The 18,305-nt window shown below is 53.0% G+C and carries 14 protein-coding genes and 1 rRNA gene; 7 read left to right on the top strand and 8 right to left on the bottom strand.

Going from position 1 to position 18,305, the window contains the following annotated elements:
* Positions 1-127: 127 nt before the first annotated feature.
* Complete coding sequence (locus tag NNN64_RS15205) at positions 128-1,000, bottom strand: LysR family transcriptional regulator (RefSeq protein ID WP_073519981.1); 873 nt, start codon at positions 998-1,000, stop codon at positions 128-130.
* Positions 1,001-1,124: 124 nt separating this feature from the next.
* On the opposite strand from NNN64_RS15205, the gene NNN64_RS15200 reads away from it, so the two are divergent.
* The 5 genes from NNN64_RS15200 to pepE all read left to right on the top strand — a co-directional run bounded on the left by NNN64_RS15200 (position 1,125) and on the right by pepE (position 4,344).
* Positions 1,125-1,832, top strand: a complete 708-nt coding sequence (locus tag NNN64_RS15200) for an AzlC family ABC transporter permease (RefSeq protein ID WP_271441893.1) — start codon at positions 1,125-1,127, stop codon at positions 1,830-1,832.
* Complete coding sequence (locus NNN64_RS15195; protein ID WP_087050606.1) at positions 1,829-2,137, top strand: AzlD family protein; 309 nt, start codon at positions 1,829-1,831, stop codon at positions 2,135-2,137. The genes NNN64_RS15200 and NNN64_RS15195 overlap by 4 nt, the downstream gene beginning before the upstream one ends.
* A gap of 42 nt (positions 2,138-2,179) precedes the next feature.
* The gene (locus NNN64_RS15190) at positions 2,180-2,875 is read left to right on the top strand and encodes an alpha/beta fold hydrolase (protein ID WP_100194437.1); all 696 of its coding nucleotides are present in this window, start codon (positions 2,180-2,182) and stop codon (positions 2,873-2,875) included.
* Between the two features lie 392 nt (positions 2,876-3,267).
* On the top strand, positions 3,268-3,546 hold the full coding sequence (locus NNN64_RS15185) for an addiction module antidote protein (RefSeq protein WP_032942057.1): 279 nt from the start codon (positions 3,268-3,270) through the stop codon (positions 3,544-3,546).
* Between the two features lie 108 nt (positions 3,547-3,654).
* Positions 3,655-4,344: a dipeptidase PepE gene (pepE, locus tag NNN64_RS15180; RefSeq protein ID WP_271441909.1), complete on the top strand. Its 690-nt coding sequence runs from the start codon at positions 3,655-3,657 to the stop codon at positions 4,342-4,344.
* A gap of 169 nt (positions 4,345-4,513) precedes the next feature.
* Here pepE and NNN64_RS15175 read toward each other — a convergent pair whose 3' ends face one another.
* Both NNN64_RS15175 and metH read right to left on the bottom strand, forming a co-directional pair.
* Complete coding sequence (locus tag NNN64_RS15175) at positions 4,514-6,142, bottom strand: Na/Pi cotransporter family protein (protein ID WP_271441892.1); 1,629 nt, start codon at positions 6,140-6,142, stop codon at positions 4,514-4,516.
* 213 nt (positions 6,143-6,355) lie between these two features.
* Positions 6,356-10,039 carry a methionine synthase gene (gene metH / locus NNN64_RS15170; protein WP_271441891.1) on the bottom strand — a complete coding sequence of 1,228 codons (3,684 nt, stop codon included), beginning with the start codon at positions 10,037-10,039 and terminating at the stop codon, positions 6,356-6,358.
* Positions 10,040-10,234: 195 nt separating this feature from the next.
* On the opposite strand from metH, the gene iclR reads away from it, so the two are divergent.
* Entirely contained in the window at positions 10,235-11,059 is an 825-nt protein-coding gene (iclR, locus tag NNN64_RS15165) for a glyoxylate bypass operon transcriptional repressor IclR (RefSeq protein ID WP_137381219.1), read from the top strand.
* Positions 11,060-11,145: 86 nt separating this feature from the next.
* On the opposite strand, the gene aceK is transcribed toward iclR, so the two are convergent.
* The 4 genes from aceK to metA all read right to left on the bottom strand — a co-directional run bounded on the left by aceK (position 11,146) and on the right by metA (position 17,165).
* On the bottom strand, positions 11,146-12,927 hold the full coding sequence (gene aceK, locus NNN64_RS15160; RefSeq protein WP_271441890.1) for a bifunctional isocitrate dehydrogenase kinase/phosphatase: 1,782 nt from the start codon (positions 12,925-12,927) through the stop codon (positions 11,146-11,148).
* A gap of 102 nt (positions 12,928-13,029) precedes the next feature.
* Positions 13,030-14,334 carry an isocitrate lyase gene (gene aceA / locus NNN64_RS15155; RefSeq protein ID WP_003826506.1) on the bottom strand — a complete coding sequence of 435 codons (1,305 nt, stop codon included), beginning with the start codon at positions 14,332-14,334 and terminating at the stop codon, positions 13,030-13,032.
* A gap of 31 nt (positions 14,335-14,365) precedes the next feature.
* A complete protein-coding gene (aceB, locus tag NNN64_RS15150; RefSeq protein WP_271441889.1) occupies positions 14,366-15,967 on the bottom strand; it encodes a malate synthase A in 1,602 nt (533 codons plus the stop codon).
* Positions 15,968-16,235: 268 nt separating this feature from the next.
* A complete protein-coding gene (gene metA, locus NNN64_RS15145) occupies positions 16,236-17,165 on the bottom strand; it encodes a homoserine O-acetyltransferase MetA (protein WP_271441888.1) in 930 nt (309 codons plus the stop codon).
* Positions 17,166-17,322: 157 nt separating this feature from the next.
* Here metA and NNN64_RS15140 point away from each other — a divergent pair, with 157 nt between their 5' ends.
* The gene (locus tag NNN64_RS15140; RefSeq protein WP_271441887.1) at positions 17,323-17,760 is read left to right on the top strand and encodes an acetyltransferase; all 438 of its coding nucleotides are present in this window, start codon (positions 17,323-17,325) and stop codon (positions 17,758-17,760) included.
* A gap of 451 nt (positions 17,761-18,211) precedes the next feature.
* Here the strand turns inward: NNN64_RS15140 and rrf are convergent.
* Positions 18,212-18,305 (bottom strand): 5S ribosomal RNA (gene rrf, locus NNN64_RS15135); the annotation flags it as partial.

The raw sequence follows: 18,305 nt of genomic DNA, 5'->3' as shown, positions 1-18,305 counted from the left end.
AGGCGAATGATTGACGACGCGTATCATAAGTTACGTATATCCGCTCCTGGCATAAAGCGGACTAAGAAGCTGAGCTGAAGGTCCGCTGTGAGTGAGGAGCGGACGTTGAGGCACCTAATAAATCGTCTTAACTTTCAACTTTTCTGACCCGTAATGTCCTGAGGAGCAAATCGTACAAACTATCCACTGCAGGAGAACCCTGGGAAGTATGGCTTCTGAACAATGAGACTTCCATGGGTTCAAGAGGCCCCAAAAGATGTTCACTGCCAAGAATTTGCAGATGAGGTGGCACGCTGCACTGGGTCAGAACGGCAACAGCCAGGCCACTTTCTACAGCTGTAATCTGTCCCGACAGACTGGAGCTGTTATACACCACCTTATATCTCCGCCCCTGCAGTGCTAGTGCGTTGATAGCACTACGTTTAGCAAGGCTTGTACTTTCATAAACCGCAATGGGTAATGGATCGCGCCGCCAGACCTCAAACTGTGGAGAACCCACCCACACCATCGGTTCATAAAACAGTAACGCGCCCTGGTTGGGTTGCTCCCGGGAGACCAGGGCCAAATCGAGATCGCCGCTCTCAACGCGAGGAATGAGTGACGTTGATTGCTCGCAGCTCAGTTCGATCTCGACTGACCCAAAGTTAGGGGCAAATCTCTTCAGCGCAGGGGTAAGGTATTTTGCTGCATAGTCATCAGGAACTCCCAGACGAATACGCCCTGTTAACTCCTTACCGTGAAATGCGGCCTGTGTTTCAGCATGAAGGTCGAGCATCCTTCGGGCATACCCCAGCAGTTTTTGTCCTTCAGACGTGAGTTGATGTTGACGAGGGCCGCGAAGTAAAAGCTGACACCCTAATGCAGATTCCAGCTTTTTAAGTTGCATGCTGACCGCAGATTGTGAGCGATGGACTTCAGGTGCCGCAGCCGAAAGCGATCCCGCATCCACTACCGCGACAAAACATTTAAGCCAGTCCATCTGGAGGTCTTGATGATGCACCTTTGAGCCTTGCATTCGATAATCAAATATTAATATCAATTATTATGCGTTTTTATCGATTCCACAACACTGTCATAGTGGCCCCCTGTTTGCTTTCACTGTTATGAAATTCATGAGGTCCCGGATGACGTATCACCAGCCCGATTTGTCTCAACTTAATCATTCGCTGATATGGGATGGTTTTCGGCAGCTTATCCCGGTTTCACTCTTTGTCGCTATTTTTGGTGCCGCCTTTGGCCTGGCCGCATCGCAGAAAGGAGTGGACCCGACGTCGGCGACAATGATGAGTTTGCTGGTTTTTGCCGGTTATGCTCAATTCGCCACCTTAGAGCTTTGGACCGATCAGGTTCCTGTATTAACCCTTATCGCCACCGTTTTTGCCATTAATGCCAGGCATCTGTTAATGGGGGCCACTTTATACCCGTGGTTGCGCGCGTTAACACCCGCTAAACGCTACGGGATCATGATGGTCGTTTCCGATGCTAACTGGGCCAAGTCCATACAGGCATTCAGCAGGGGAAGCGCGGGGTTGGGATTACTCTTTGGTGGCGGTCTTGCGTTATGGCTTTTTTGGGGAGCAGGGACCCTGGCAGGACTGTATTTTGGGAGCGTTATCCAGGATCCCAAAAGCGTTGGTCTTGATATGGTCATGGGGTGTTTTCTCCTTTCTATGGTGTTCGAAGGGGAAAGAAACCTGAGGATGTTGATTATCTGGGCCGCAGCGGCCAGTGCCTCGCTGATAGCGTATAAATGGTTACCAGAAAATAGTCATGTGATCGCTGGAGCCCTCGCCGGAGGTATTACTGGAATTATCATGAGAGAGAAAAAATGAGTATTGAGACGGTAGGCACAGGACCTCTTATTATTATTTTTATTATGGCGTTGGTCACACTCGTTACCCGATGGGGTGGTGTCTGGATTATGTCCTTTGTGCCTTTTAATCACCGAATAAAAGCCTTTATTCAGGGGATGTCAGGCTCCGTTCTCGTGGCGATTTTAGCCCCCGTTGCCCTCACAGGCGACAAAGGCGCTCAGATGGCATTATTGACCACGGCCGTCGTGATGCTGGTTTATAAAAGACCTTTAATAGCTATCACCCTTGGGATTGTCGTTTCAGCCTTGGTCAGATATTTTTAAACCGTTCCTGAGCTAATCCTTCGATACATTTAAGCGAGTGCTATGAGCCTAATGCCACGAACGATCGTTTTAATTCCCGGGTATATGCTGAATGAAATGCTCTGGCATGAATTTGAAACATACCTGCCGGCAAACTGTATTGTTCATCATGCTTCCGTAACCGGAGGACTAACCCTGCATGATATCGCGCAGCATATGAGTACCTGTCTGCCTGACAAATTTACGTTGATAGGTTTTTCACTGGGAGGGTACATTGCCCGGCAGTTTGCTGCAGATTTTTCGGATCGTGTGGAGTCCCTGGTACTGATTGCCAGTTCGTTACGGGAGGATACGCCATTAGAGGCGGAATCAAAGCGGCAAAGCGTGCAGTCATTGTCACCCGCAACGTTTAAGGGGCTGAGCAGCAATGCTATTGCCCGGTCACTGCACCCCCTAAACGCATCAGATCGGGATATGATTTCAACTATCCAGCAAATGGGACGTTGTCTCGGATTTGAAGCCTTCATTACGCAATCGACCTTAACCCGACAAGGTATTCCTTCAGCAACGATAGGTTGTCCCACTCTGGTTATTGCCAGTGAAGATGACGCCATCCGTTCCATGCAGGAGGCGGAGGAACTGGTCGATGCCATACCTGGTGCATCGTTGAGAACCATCAAGGATTGCGGTCATATGATCCCGCTCGAACAACCTGAGGCGTTGGCGAGAACCATTACTGAATGGATCTCAGTCGGGTAAATTACTGCAGTGGGTAAGGTCTGCTATTGGCACAAAGCCGCCCTTCTCCCCTATCATCGATTTTCGTATCAACCGCAGCGTCCTGAAAAACTACCTATTATTGCGAGGAGCTTTCCTGTTTCCTCCATCCAACATCTCCCCTTACTCCCCATTTTTTTATTCTCTGGTCTCAACTTGTCAATTCATAATGTAGTTTATAAAATACATGGAACGTCATCATGGAAATTCTTCAGACAATGGTTTTCCTGCGTTGGGAGCAAAACCTACGGGACAGGAGAGCTAAAACGCTCATTGCCACACGCCTTTTTCGTTTGGCTAATGGTTTAGCTGGTGATGTTAAACCTGTTGGAGAATGCTCGCTCGTTCACTGGATTATCAGGAGGTCTTCCGCCATGAATAAACTTACTCACTACGATCCCGCGACTGCGCTGGTTGATGATGAAGAAATTGCCGTGTTTATGGCCGATGCCCTCGAAACAGGCGATGCAGCATACATTGCAAAAGCACTGGGCGTGGTGGCTCGTGCTAAGGGAATGGCGAACATAGCGGCAGAAACGGGATTATCCCGCGAGCAGCTTTATCGCTCTTTTAGTGAGAAAGGTAACCCGACGCTGAAAACCACACTTGCAGTGATGAAGGTGCTCGGTATTGAATTGACACTTAAAAAATAGCCCCAGCTTCTCTCCCCCTTCCAACATCGTGAGCCATATCAGTAAGGTGTTACACTGACAGTGGTAGCATTACCGCGGTTTGTAATTTTCTGATTACATGGAGAAATGATGGAACTGCTTTTATTGAGTAACTCGACGCTGCCGGGCAAAGGTTGGATGGAACATGCGCTGCCGCTAATTGCTGAGCAGCTGAATGGTCGCCGCACTGCGGTGTTTATTCCGTTTGCCGGTGTGACGCAAACCTGGGATGAGTACACGGCGAAAACGGCTGCCATCTTTGCGCCAATGGGCGTTAACGTCACCGGTATTCATACCGTTGCCGATCCGGTTGCGGCGATAGAAAACGCAGAAATCGTGATTGTTGGCGGTGGCAACACCTTCCAACTGTTGAAAGAGAGCCGCGAGCGTGGATTGCTGGCACCGATTGTGGATGTCGTCAAACGTGGAGCGCTGTACATCGGCTGGAGCGCAGGTTCAAACCTCGCCTGCCAGACCATCCGCACCACCAACGACATGCCGATTGTTGATCCTAAAGGTTTTGATGCGCTGGGTCTGTTCCCGCTGCAGATTAACCCGCACTTCACCAATGCACTGCCGGAAGGCCACAAAGGCGAAACGCGTGAACAGCGTATTCGCGAGCTGCTGGTAGTAGCACCAGAGCTGACGGTGATTGGCCTGCCGGAAGGGAACTGGATTAAGGTAAGTAACGGTAAGGCCGTTCTTGGTGGCCCGAACACCACGTACATCTTTAAAGCAGGTGAAGAGGTGGTTGCCGTTGAAGCAGGTCACTGCTTTTAGTTGATGGGTTGTCTGATGCCGGATGGCGGCTTTGTCTTATCCGGGCTACAACTGTAGGCCTGATAAGCGCAGCGCCATCAGGCAGTTCAGCGCACATTGCCGGATGCGGCGTAAACGCCTTATCCGGCCTACCGGACTGCGCCACCGGGCAACATTTCACCTGTCCTCGTTAGTACTCACGCTCGTCATCTTCATCCGGCTGTTCCAGCACACTGTAAGCCACGGAGCAAAACAGTGAATTCAGACGCTGCATATCGCCCAGTAACGCCAGGTGCAGAGAGCTGGTCTCAATGCTCTGCACGTTCTGCTGATGCAGGCGGTCAACGTGAGCATGCGAATAACGACGATTCAGAATACGAAAGCGATGCTTGCTACGCCGCAGGCGGCGGGCGCTGGTCACATCGCCAGAGAAGAACACCGACATTGCCAGCTGCAGGTTACTGAGCAGCAGATCGTAGAGCGCATCCAGTTCTTTTAACCCTTCAACGGAAAATGCCCGCCGCGCCGCCAGCGACTTATCGGCTATCTCACTGCCCATACGTTCGACAATATCGGAAGCCTGCTCGAGGTTGAGCGACATTTCAATAATCTCCGCCCAGCGACGCGACTCTTCTTCCGCCAGCTCATCTTTAGGCATGCGCGCCAGATAGAGCTTGATGGCCGTATACAATACGTTGATGTCATCGGCCATCCTGCGCAGCTCTTTCTCTTCACGCGGCTCGCCATGCATCACCTTCTTCAACCCCTCCATCATTTGCTCCATCGCATCACCAATACGCAGGGCTTCGCGGGCAGCATTCGCCAGAGCGAGCGTTGGTGTATCCAGCGCGCTGACGTCCAGATGCTTAGGTTTCAGATGCGCGTCCAGTTCGGGTTCATCGCGGATAATACGTTTACAAAAACGCGCCATCGGTTCGGCAAACGGTACCATCGCCACGCAACGCACCAGGTTGTAGAACACGTGGAAGTAGATAACCAGTTCAGATTTCGGCAGCGGCAGCTCATCCATCAAATTCGCCAACGGATGAACAAACGGCAGGATAATCAGGCTGCCCACCAGCTTAAACAGCAGGCTGCCGAGCGCCACACGACGAGCAGCGGCATTCGCAGCGCTGTTGTTGAGCATCGCCAACAGGCCAGAGCCGAGGTTGGCACCAATCACCAGGCACAGCGCCACCGGGAACGAGATAATGCCCGCTGCGGTCAGCGTTGCCGTCAGCAAAACTGCCGCCAGGCTGGAGTAACTGATAATCGCGAACATGGCGCCGATCAGCGCATCGAGCATGATATCGCCGGTTAGCGAGGCGAAAATCACCTGTACACCATTGGCCTGAGTGATCGGCGTTACCGCCTGCACAATCAGCTCCAGCGCCAGCAAAATCAACCCCAGACCAATACCTACCCGGCCCAGCTGTCCAGCACGAGACTGCTTGCGCCCAAGAAAGAAAATGACGCCGATAAAAATCAGCAAGGGCGACAGCCAGGAGAGATCGAAGGTCAGGATACGCGCCATCAGCGCGGTCCCCACATCGGCACCCAGCACAATGACTAACGCAGGGGTAAGCGCCACCAGGTCCTGCGCGACGAATGAGGTCACCAGCATAGTGGTAGCGTTGCTGCTTTGCACCAGAGCAGTCACGCCGATCCCCGCACAAAAGGCGAGCGGCTTCTTTTCAACACTACGGCTGAGCACAGTGCGTAAACGGGCACCAAAGACACGCATCACGCCGGTACGCACAATATGCGTACCCCAGACCAGCATAGAAACAGCAGAAAGCAGGTGTAACAGAGTTAGCACGGAATCAGGTTCTCCTTATCGTTATATGTTCCTGAGGTTCATCGCCATGACATACCGCCTGATGGCGCTACGCTTATCAGGCCGACAAAAATGCGCCATCCGGCAAGCACTACCGATGAACCTTCTTTCAGTATAAGGGTTTAAACGTAATAAAGAGACAGGGCACTCATTGAGCGCCCTGTTTGTTGTAAAGAAAGATGACAGTTTTGTGAATCAATCGGCATCGTAGCCGAGATTCGGCGCTAACCAGCGCTCAACCTCCGCTACGCTCATCCCTTTACGGAACGCATAGTCTTCAACCTGATCGCGCTGGATTTGCGCCACGGCGTAGTACTTGCTGTCCGGATGACTGAAATACCAGCCAGAGACCGATGCGCCTGGCCACATGGCGTAGGACTCGGTCAGCTTCATCCCGGTGTGCGTTTCCACATCCAGCAGTTCCCAGATGGTGGCTTTTTCGGTGTGCTCAGGACACGCCGGATAACCCGGTGCCGGGCGAATCCCCTGGTAGTTCTCACGGATCAGCTCCTCATTGCTGAGGTTTTCGTTCGCCGCGTAACCCCAGTAGACTTTACGCACGCGCTCATGCAGATATTCCGCAAACGCTTCAGCCAGACGGTCGGCTATCGCTTTCACCATGATCTTGTTGTAGTCGTCATGCTGCGCTTCGAAAGCATCCGCCAGCGCGTCTTCTTCCAGACCACCAGTGACCGCAAAAGCACCGATATAATCCGCCTTGCCGCTCAGTTTCGGTGCCACGAAGTCAGACAGGCAATAGTTGGCGAAACCCACTTTTTCCGTTTGCTGACGCAGATGATGACTCACGTTAAGCACGTGCGTCCGTGTTTCATCACGGTAGATCTCGATATCATCACCAACACGGTTGGCCGGGAACAGACCAACAACGCCACGCGGATTCAGCGTCTTCTCAGCGCTGAGTTTATCCAGCATATCGTTGGCATCTTTGAACAGGCGCTTCGCCTCTTCGCCCACCACTTCATCTTCCAGGATACGTGGATATTTTCCAGCCAGCGACCAGGTCATAAAGAATGGCGTCCAGTCGATGTAATTGCGCAGCGTTTCGATACTGGCTTCAACTTCCTGTACGCCCAGGCGATGGGCCACCGGCGGGGTATAGCTTTCCCAGTCAAATGCCAGATCGTTTTCACGCGCTGCAGCCAGTGTTACCGGTGGGGTGCGCGGTTTTTTACGCGCATGCTGGATACGCACGGTTTCGTACTCTTTACGCGTACGGGCAACAAAATCGTCACGCTGGGTATCGGAAAGCAACGCGGCAACGACGCCAACGGTACGCGAGGCGTTTTGCACATACACCGTCGGGCCACTGTAGTTCTGCTCGATTTTCACCGCGGTATGCGCTTTGGAGGTGGTCGCTCCGCCAATCAACAGCGGAATGGTAAAGCCCTGGCGCTCCATCTCTTTCGCCACGTTGACCATTTCATCCAGCGACGGGGTAATCAGCCCCGAGAGACCAATCAGGTCGGCATTCACTTCACGCGCCGTTCTGAGGATTTTCTCCGCCGGCACCATCACACCCAGATCAACGATTTCGTAGTTGTTACATTGCAGCACCACACCCACGATGTTTTTGCCGATGTCATGCACGTCGCCCTTCACGGTCGCGATGACCATCTTACCGTTGCTGGAGCCTTTCTCTTTGCTGGCCTCAATGTACGGCTCAAGGTAGGCCACTGCCTGCTTCATCACGCGGGCGGATTTCACCACCTGTGGCAGGAACATTTTGCCTTCACCAAACAGGTCGCCAACGACGTTCATGCCATCCATGAGCGGCCCTTCGATAACTTCAATCGGACGCGCAGCCTGCTGACGCGCTTCTTCGGTATCCAGCTCAATAAATTCAGTAATGCCTTTCACCAGCGAGTACTCGAGGCGTTTTTTCACGTCCCAGCTACGCCATTCCGCCAGTTGGGTGTTCGCCGTGTCGTCGGTTTTACTGCCGCGATATTTCTCAGCCAGCTCCAGCAGTCGTTCGGTGCCATCGTCACGGCGGTTAAGGATCACGTCTTCAACCGCATCGCGCAGCTCGGCAGGCAGGTCGTCATAAATCGCCAGCTGTCCGGCGTTGACGATCCCCATATCCATGCCGTTACGTATGGCGTAGTAGAGGAATACCGCGTGAATGGCTTCACGTACTGGGTCGTTGCCGCGGAACGAGAACGACACGTTGGAGACGCCGCCAGAGATCAGTGCATGCGGCAGTTCACGTTTAATATCTTCGCACGCACCGATAAAGTCCTGAGCATAGTTGTTGTGCTCGTCGATACCCGTTGCAACCGCAAAGATGTTCGGGTCGAAGATGATGTCTTCCGGCGGGAAACCCACCTCTTCGGTGAGAATGTTGTACGCCCGACGGCAAATTTCGATTTTACGTGCACGGGTATCCGCCTGCCCCTGTTCATCAAAGGCCATCACCACCACCGCCGCACCATAGCGACGCAGCAGCTTCGCGTGGTGAATAAAGGTTTCTACCCCTTCTTTCATCGAGATAGAGTTAACGATGCCTTTACCCTGAATGCACTTCAGCCCTTTTTCGATGACGTCCCACTTCGAGGAGTCGATCATAATCGGTACACGGGCGATATCCGGTTCCCCAGCGATCAGGTTGAGGAAACGCACCATCGCCGCTTCGGCGTCAAGCATCCCCTCATCCATGTTGATATCGATAATCTGTGCGCCGCTTTCCACTTGCTGGCGAGCCACGTCCAGCGCTTCACTGTACTTCTCTTCTTTAATCAGGCGCTTAAATTTCGCCGAACCGGTGACGTTGGTACGCTCGCCGACGTTCACAAACAGGCTGTTGTCACCGATGTTCAGCGGCTCAAGGCCGGACAGACGACAGGCTACCGGGATCTCCGGCAACTGGCGCGGTGGTAAGCCATCAACCGCGCGGCTCATGGCGGCGATATGTTCCGGTGTGGTACCGCAGCACCCGCCCACCACGTTAAGGAAGCCCGCTTCGGCCCATTCACGGATTTGCGCCGCCATGGTGTCAGCATCGAGATCATACTCACCAAAGGCATTTGGCAGACCGGCGTTTGGGTGTGCGGTCACGTAGCATTCGGCAATGCGCGACAACTCCTGCACATACTGGCGCAGCTCGTCCGGGCCTAATGCACAGTTCAGACCAAAGGTCAGCGCATCGGCGTGGCGCAGCGAGTTATAAAACGCTTCGGTAGTCTGGCCGGAGAGTGTACGTCCGGAGGCATCGGTTATCGTGCCGGAGAGCATGATCGGCAGCTCAACACCCAGTGCTTCAAATTCTGTTTTCACCGCAAAAATCGCCGCCTTGGCGTTGAGGGTATCGAAAACAGTTTCAATCAGGATCAGGTCACTGCCGCCTTCCACTAGCGCTTTGGTGGATTCGCGGTAGGCGGCCACCAGCTGATCAAAGGTAATATTGCGGTAAGCCGGGTCATTTACGTCTGGCGAGATAGATGCCGTGCGGTTGGTTGGGCCAAGCACGCCAGCGACGTAGCGCGGTTTTTCCGGTGTACGGGCCGTCCACTCATCCGCGCAGGCGCGCGCCAGTTTCGCCGCGGCAAAGTTGATTTCCGCCGACAGGGATTCCATCTGGTAATCCGCCATGGCGATAGTCGTAGAGTTAAAGGTGTTGGTTTCGATGATATCCGCGCCTGCTTCAAAGTAGGCGTTATGAATCGCGGTGATCACGTCCGGTTTGCTAAGCACCAACAGGTCGTTGTTGCCTTTTAGATCGCATGGCCAGTCGGCAAAGCGTTCACCGCGGAAATCTTCTTCACTCAGACGGTACCCCTGGATCATGGTGCCCATACCGCCGTCCAATACCAGAATACGTTCTTTTAACTGCTGACGTAATTGTTCAACTTTGCTGCTCACACTCGCTCCCGACGACGCTCAACCAGACCGAAAAAAACTCAACAGGTCATACTGGCACAAACCTGAGAGACGGAAAAGCAAACAACGGGCAACATGAGACATGTTCAGCTTCACTCATCCGATCAGTGCAGGAATTCTTGCATTATAATCGAATAAAACGAAAATGATTTCCACGATACAGAAAAGGAGTCTGCCATGGTTGCCACTGTCCCCGCGAAACGCGGTAGAAAACCCGCTGCCACTACTACGCCTGCAACCGGGCAGGTTCAATCTTTGACCCGAGGCCTGAAACTGCTTGAGTGGATTGCAGAATCCAACGGTAGCGTAGCACTGACCGAGCTGGCGCAACAGGCTGGCTTGCCTAACTCCACCACTCACCGGTTATTGACGACCATGCAGCAGCAGGGTTTTGTCCGTCAGGTGGGTGAATTAGGCCACTGGGCCGTGGGCGCACATGCGTTTATTGTTGGCAGCAGCTTTCTGCAAAGCCGCAACCTGCTGGCGATTGTTCACCCGATTCTGCGCAAGCTAATGGAAGACTCTGGTGAGACGGTAAATCTGGCCGTGCTGGATCAGAGCGACCATCAGGCCATTATTATCGACCAGGTTCAGTGTACACAGCTGATGCGTATGTCTGCTCCCATCGGTGGCAAACTGCCGATGCATGCCTCCGGCGCGGGTAAGGCGTTTTTATCCCAACTGAGCGAAGAACAGGTTACCGGCCTGCTGCACCGAAAAGGATTACACGCCTACACTCACGCCACGCTGGTTTCTCCCGTCCATCTGAAAGAAGATCTCGCGCAAACACGCAAACGTGGCTATTCGTTTGATGATGAAGAACATGCGCTGGGTTTGCGCTGCGTGGCATCGTGCATCTATGACGAGCACCGCGAGCCGTTCGCCGCCATCTCTATCTCAGGGCCAATCTCACGTATTACCGACGACCGCGTTACCGAGTTTGGCGCACTGGCTATCAAAGCAGCAAAAGAAGTTACACTGGCGTACGGCGGGTTTCGTTAAGATGGGGTTGCCGGGTGGCGGCTACGCCTTACCCGGCCTACTGTCCAGGGTTAGGGCAGATTTGTAGGCCTGATAAGCGTAGCGCATCAGGCACGGCGCACATTGCCGGATGGCGGCGCAAAGGCCTTATCCGGCCTACGATCGGTTTCATAACGCACGCTGAAACGCTGTTTGCGCCGGTAGGCGTAAACATCTTCCACATGTCCGTTTTTAATCCGCGTTTGCAAACCCCGCCAATAGTCGGCGCTAAATAGCTCGGCGTGCATTTCTTCAAATAAGGGTCCGATACGCGGATCGGCACATAGCCAGTGGCGAAACTCTTCCGGGAAGACATCACCCGGCGACACGCTGTACCACGGCTCTGCGCTCATCTCATCCTCCGGATAACGCGGTGGCGGGATGTGGCGGAAATTCACTTCCGTCATGTAGCAGATTTCATCGTAATCGTAGAACACCACCCGCCCGTGACGGGTTACGCCGAAGTTCTTAAACAACATATCGCCGGGGAAAATATTGGCCGCTGCCAGTTGGCGAATCGCGTTGCCATACTCTTCAATGGCATCACGCAGTTGCTGGCCTTCAACCTGCTCCAGCCAGATATTCAGCGGTACCATCCGCCTTTCGATATACAGATGGCGAATCACAATCTGATCGCCGAGGTCGGTAATTTTTTCCGGTGCTTCCTGTAACAACAGCGCCATCAGCGCCGGGTCGATTTGCCGTTTATCCAGCACAAAGTTCTCGAACTCCTGGGTATCCGCCATCCGACCGACACGATCGTGCTCCTTTACCAGTTGATAGCAAGCCCGAACATGGGCAGCCGACATCTCTTTCTGCGGTGCAAATTTGTCTTTGATGACTTTAAAGACCCGGTCGAAGCCCGGCAGTGTAAACACCAGCATCACCATGCCGCGAATGCCCGGCGCTTCAATAAACTGTTCATCGCTCCCGGCAAGATAGAGCAGATATTCACGATAGCTTTCCGTTTTCGCGTGCTTCTGGCAGCCAATCGCCATGTACAGTTCAGCGGTGGTTTTGCCGGGTAGTATCTCACGCAGCCACTCCACCGTTGCTGCGGGCAGTGGCGCATAAACCATAAAATAGGAGCGGGCGAAGCCGAACACGATACTGGCTTCCGCCGTCGTGGTCAGGCAGGTATCGATAAACAACTCGCCTTCATCAGTACGGTGTATCGGTAATAGAAAGGGCAACGTCCCCGAAGGTGTAATGAGCTTCCCTACCAACCACGCAGCTTTGTTGCGATAAAACAGTTCGTTTGCCACCTGTAAATGGCAGCGCGACAACACCTCCCCGCCAAAGGTTTCCGTCAGGTGTCCGATGATGTAGTGGATATCTCGCTGTTTGTTCTGCCACGGCAGACGCAAAGGGAGATCGCTGAGGACACGCGTGAGCAGCCATTCCCAACCAGAATCGGGGAAAAAGTCCTTCGCCAACGGGCGTGGGATAGTGCGAAATCGACGTTCTGGCTGAGAGCTGAAAATAAACAACCGCTCGGGAGTCAGCGAGCGGTGGTCAAATAACCGACAATACACGGAGTTAAAAAAGCTCTCCGCAATCTCGAAGCGAGGGTAGTCCGGCAATAGCCGGGTATAGTGCTCTTTCACGCGAAGTAAAAAACCCGCGTCGGTGCTTTTACCGTCAGTAATACAGCGCAGTTGTTCCACCACCAGACCCACATGATGATCGTAAAGGTGGATACGACTTTTCATCGCCTGTTGAACAGCATGCCAGTCGGCATGTTCAAAACGCTGCTGCGCGCCAGAGGTAACTTCCAGAAATCGACCATACTGCGCGTCAAAGCCTTGCAGGATGGTTTGAGCAATCAGTAATTCCAGGCCACGCGACATCGATTTCTCCCATCCGGCACAACGTCATGCCGGATGGCGCGTTCGCTTATCCGGCCTACATTCTTTTGTAGGCCCGGTAAGCGTAGCGCCACCGGGCAGTGATCAGAACTGCGATTCTTCGGTAGAGCCCGTTAATGCGGTCACTGAAGAGGCGCCACCCTGAATGATGGTAGTCACTTTATCGAAGTAACCTGTCCCCACTTCCTGCTGGTGAGAAACGAAGGTATACCCGTCTTTGGCTGCAGCAAATTCTGGTTGCTGAACTTTCTCAACGTAGTGGCGCATGCCTTCGCCCTGCGCATAGGAATGTGCGAGGTCGAACATGTTGAACCACATGCTGTGGATGCCCGCCAGGGTAATGAACTGGTATTTATAGCCCATGTCAGACAGCTGCTGCTGGAAGCTGGCGATGGTTTTATCGTCCAGATTTTTCTGCCAGTTAAATGACGGCGAGCAGTTATAGGCCAGCAGTTTGCCAGGGTACTTAGCGTGGATCGCATCGGCAAAACGCTTAGCCAACTCAAGATCTGGCGTGGAAGTTTCACACCATACCAGGTCCGCATACGGCGCATACGCCAGACCACGGCTGATCGCCTGCTCAATACCCGCATGCGTACGGTAGAAGCCTTCACTGGTGCGTTCGCCAGTGATGAATTCACTGTCGTACGGATCACAGTCAGAGGTGATCAAATCTGCCGCATCGGCATCGGTACGGGCAATCACCAGTGTCGGTACGCCCATCACGTCAGCCGCCAGGCGAGCGGCTACCAGTTTCTGGATGGCTTCCTGGGTCGGCACCAACACTTTGCCGCCCATATGACCGCATTTTTTGACGGATGCGAGCTGATCTTCGAAGTGAACGGCCGCTGCACCGGCCTCAATCATCGACTTCATCAGTTCGAACGCGTTCAGTACGCCGCCAAAACCCGCTTCCGCATCGGCCACGATCGGCAGGAAGTAATCCACGTAGCGCGGATCGTTCGGCTCAATACCGGTTGACCACTGGATCTGATCCGCACGACGAAAAGTGTTGTTGATCCTGTCCACCACTGCCGGGACAGAGTTCGCCGGATACAGTGACTGGTCCGGGTACATGCTGGACGCCAGGTTGGCATCCGCCGCGACCTGCCAGCCAGAAAGGTAGACCGCCTCAATACCGGCCTTCGCCTGCTGCAGCGCCTGACCCCCCGTCAGCGCGCCGAGGCTGTTGATATACCCTTTCTTCGACTCACCGTGCAGTAAACGCCACATTTTCGCTGCACCAAGCTGCGCCAGCGTGCATTCCGGGTTAACCGAGCCACGTAATTTCACCACTTCCTCCGCGCTATATGGACGGGTGATGCCTTCCCAGCGCGGTTGAGTCCATTCTTTCTGTAATTCTTCGATTTGTTGAGTACGGGTTTTCATGTGCAGATGCTCCATATTGTTATGTGGTGGATTACGCCAGCAGGCGGTAGCCTGGCAGGGTCAAGAAATCGATCAGTTCATCAGAGGTAGTGATTTGCTCCATCAGGCGCGCGGCATCATCAAAACGCCCGCTGCTGTAGCGGTGCTCGCCCAGCTCGTCCTGAATCACCAGCATCTCTTCGGCCAGCATCTGACGGAACAGCGGTTTGGTAACCGGCTTGCCGTTGCTGAGCGTCTTCTGGTGGTGGATCCACTGCCAGATGGAAGTACGGGAGATTTCGGCAGTGGCCGCATCTTCCATCAGGCCGTAAATCGGTACGCAGCCGTTGCCGGAGATCCACGCTTCGATGTACTGCACGGCAACGCGGATATTGGCGCGCATGCCTTCTTCGGTGCGTTCCCCCTCACACGGTGCCAACAGCTGTTCTGCGGTAATCGGGGCATCTTCATTGCGGGTCACGAACAGCTGGTTTTTGTTATCGCCCAGTACCTCATCGAAAATCGCCATCGCGGTATCAGCCAGCCCAGGGTGTGCAACCCAGGTCCCGTCATGACCGTTATTTGCCTCCAGCGATTTATCGGCTTTTACTTTGGCCAGAACCTGGTTGTTACGCTCGGCGTCTTTACTGGGAATGAACGCGGCCATGCCGCCCATCGCAAAGGCACCGCGTTTATGGCAGGTTTTAATCAGCAGACGTGAATAGGCGCTGAGGAAAGGCTTATCCATCGTCACCACCTGACGGTCAGGCAGCACGCGATCCGGGTGATTCTTCAGCGTTTTGATATAGCTAAAAATGTAATCCCAGCGACCGCAGTTCAGACCCACAATATGGTCACGCAGGGCATGCAGGATTTCATCCATCTGGAAGACGGCCGGCAGCGTTTCAATCAGCAGCGTGGCTTTAATGGTGCCGCGCGGCAGGTTAAAGCGGTCTTCTGCATAACTGAATACTTCGCTCCACCAGGCTGCTTCTTGCCAGGCCTGTGTTTTCGGCAGATAGAAATAGGGACCACTACCTTTTGCCAGCAACGTTTTGTAGTTGTGGAAGAAATAGAGGGCAAAGTCGAACAAGCTGCCAGGGATAGATTCGCCACGCCAGGTGACGTGTTTTTCCGGCAGATGCAGACCGCGCACACGACACACCAGCAGGGCCGGGTCAGGTTTAAGTTGGTAAATTTTACCGGCTTCGTTGGTGTAGCTGATGGTGCCATTGACCGCATCGCGCAGGTTGATCTGCCCGTCGATAACTTTGCTCCATTCAGGTGCCAGCGAATCTTCAAAGTCAGCCATAAAAACTTTGACGTTCGCATTCAGTGCGTTGATCACCATCTTGCGCTCAACGGGCCCGGTGATCTCTACACGGCGATCCAGTAAATCATCAGGAATTCCGCGAATTTTCCAGTTACCTTCACGAATGGAAGCTGTTTCCGAAATAAAATCAGGCAACTTACCGTCATCAATATCCTGCTGCTGCTGGATACGAGCAGCGAGAAGTTTATTGCGCTTTGGCGTAAATCGTGTCACCAGTTCAGTCAGAAACTCAACCGCCTCTGCAGTCAGAATTTGCTGTTCCTGCTCGCCATGCGGCCTGGTAAAGACCAGCTCATCGGTTGTTGTTGCCTGTTGATTCATTGCGTAGTTCCTCGTCATTGATCCAAACACATCCCCAATGCGAACGAAGGATCGTTGTGCGGTTTTCGTTCAGCACAACTAAGACTACCCATTTAAATTTCAAAATCAAAAACAATTTCCATTTTTAATTTAATTATCAATTAACTTATTGATAACAATAAAAATAAAAATTAATTACACCGTGAGGTGCATTTCGGAAATAAAAAAGGCACCCGAAGGTGCCTGATTCAACATGCTGAAACGCTTAAGGATCGTTTACCGCAGAAGATTAATCCAGCGTTGGATTCATGTGACGCAGATCATATGGCGTGATCTGGTAGACGTAATAGTTGAGCCAGTTGGTAAACAGCAAATTGCCATGACTACGCCAGGTCGCTCGCGGTTTGTTTTGCGGATCATTTTTTGGGAAGTAGTTATACGGTACTTCCGGTGTTAAACCCGCCTCTACATCCCGAAAATACTCGCTACCCAATGTGTGGGCATCATATTCCGGATGACCCGTCACGAAGGCAATACGCTTATCTTTGCTGGCAAACAGGTAGGCATCCCCTTCCTCTGTTTCCGCAAAGATCTCAAGATCGGTGTAGTCCCTGATCAGTGCAGCAGGGAAATCTGCATAGCGAGAGTGCGGAGCCAGAAACGCATCATCAAAACCACGCGTCAGCAGCGCATGAGGATGCAGAATATGGTGCTCATAAACGCCAGAGAGTTTATCTGTGCGGGTTTGCTTTGGAATGCCATAAAGAATATTCAGTGCGGCCTGTACCGCCCAACAGACAAATAGCGTCGATGTGACGTGATCTTTAGCCCACTCAAGCACCTGTTTAATCTGCGGCCAGTATGCCACATCGTTAAACTCAACCAGGCCCAGTGGTGCACCGGTCACGATCAGCCCGTCAAAGTTCTGATCGCTGATATCCTCGAAATTACAGTAGAAGTTATTCAGATGTTCCGTTGGCGTGTTGCGTGACTCGCGGGCATCAATGCGTAACAGCTGAACATCCACCTGCAGGGGGGAGTTCGACAGTAAACGCAGGAACTGGTTTTCCGTTTCAATCTTCTTGGGCATCAGGTTGAGGATAAGTACCTTCAGTGGACGAATTTCCTGGCCAGAAGCGCGGGATGTCGTCATGACAAAGACGTTTTCCTCACGTAAGAAACTGACGGCGGGTAGCTCGTCCTGCACGCGAATTGGCATAACCTGATAACCTCACTACATACGCTTAAACGTTTAGACATCCAGATAGCTGAAGATACCCAGGAATCATATGAATGTCGAGCTTGCATGTTCAAGTTGAGAAAGTTTCACGGTTCCTTGCTGTAGAATAGTGCAGTTAACATAAAAGGAGAATGCTATGGCCCTGACCATTCGTCGTTCACGCCGGGACGAAGGCGAGAAGTTAGTTTCTATCTGGTGTCGTTCAGTCGATGCCACGCACCATTTTCTCTCACCTGATTACCGAATTGAGCTGGAAGAGCTGGTACGTTCGTTTTTGCCAGAAGCTCCGCTCTGGGTTGCGGTAACGGAAAAGGATGAGCCAGTCGCATTTATGCTGCTGACCGAACAGCATATAGATGCTCTGTTTGTTGATCCGGATATGCGCGGTAGCGGTGTCGGTAAACTGCTGATTGAACATGCTTTATCGTTAGCATCGACACTGACGACTGACGTTAACGAACAAAATGATCAAGCGGTGGGGTTTTATAAGAAGATGGGCTTTAAAGTGACAGGACGCACGGAAGTAGACGATCTCGGACGACCGTATCCGCTACTGAAACTGGTGCTCGGGTAATGATGTAGACTGTTGTAGGCCGGATAAAGCGATACGCTACTTCCGGCAAGGTATCGCCGGAAATGCCTGATGCGCTGCGCTTATCAGGCCTACCTTGTGGTGCCGTTGTAGGCCGGATAAGGCGGGACGCCGCATCCGGCAAAATGCCGTCGGGAGTGCCTGATGCGCTGCGCTTATCAGGCCTACAACATACATTCAGTCCGGCGCATCCGCCTGTTTCCGGAAAAACACGCAGACGCAAAAAAGCCCGTCCGGCAGGATGGGCTTCTTCACTTATTTGATGCCTGGCAGTTTATGGCGGGCGTCCTGCCCGCCACCCTCCGGGCCGTTGCTGCGCTACGTTCAAATCCGCTCCCGGCGGATTTGTCCTCCTCAGGAGAGCGCTCACCGACAGACTGCAGATAAAACAAAAGGCCCGGTCTTTCGACTGAGCCTTTCGCTTTTATTTGATGCCTGGCAGTTCCCTACTCTCGCATGGGGAGACCCCACACTACCATCGGCGCTACGGCGTTTCACTTCTGAGTTCGGCATGGGGTCAGGTGGGA

Origin of the sequence: Citrobacter sp. Igbk 14, assembly GCF_028069825.1 — a bacterium.
Taxonomy (GTDB): domain Bacteria; phylum Pseudomonadota; class Gammaproteobacteria; order Enterobacterales; family Enterobacteriaceae; genus Citrobacter.
Note: the sequence above shows the minus strand (reverse complement) of the source record. Positions and strands in the feature narration are given on the sequence as shown.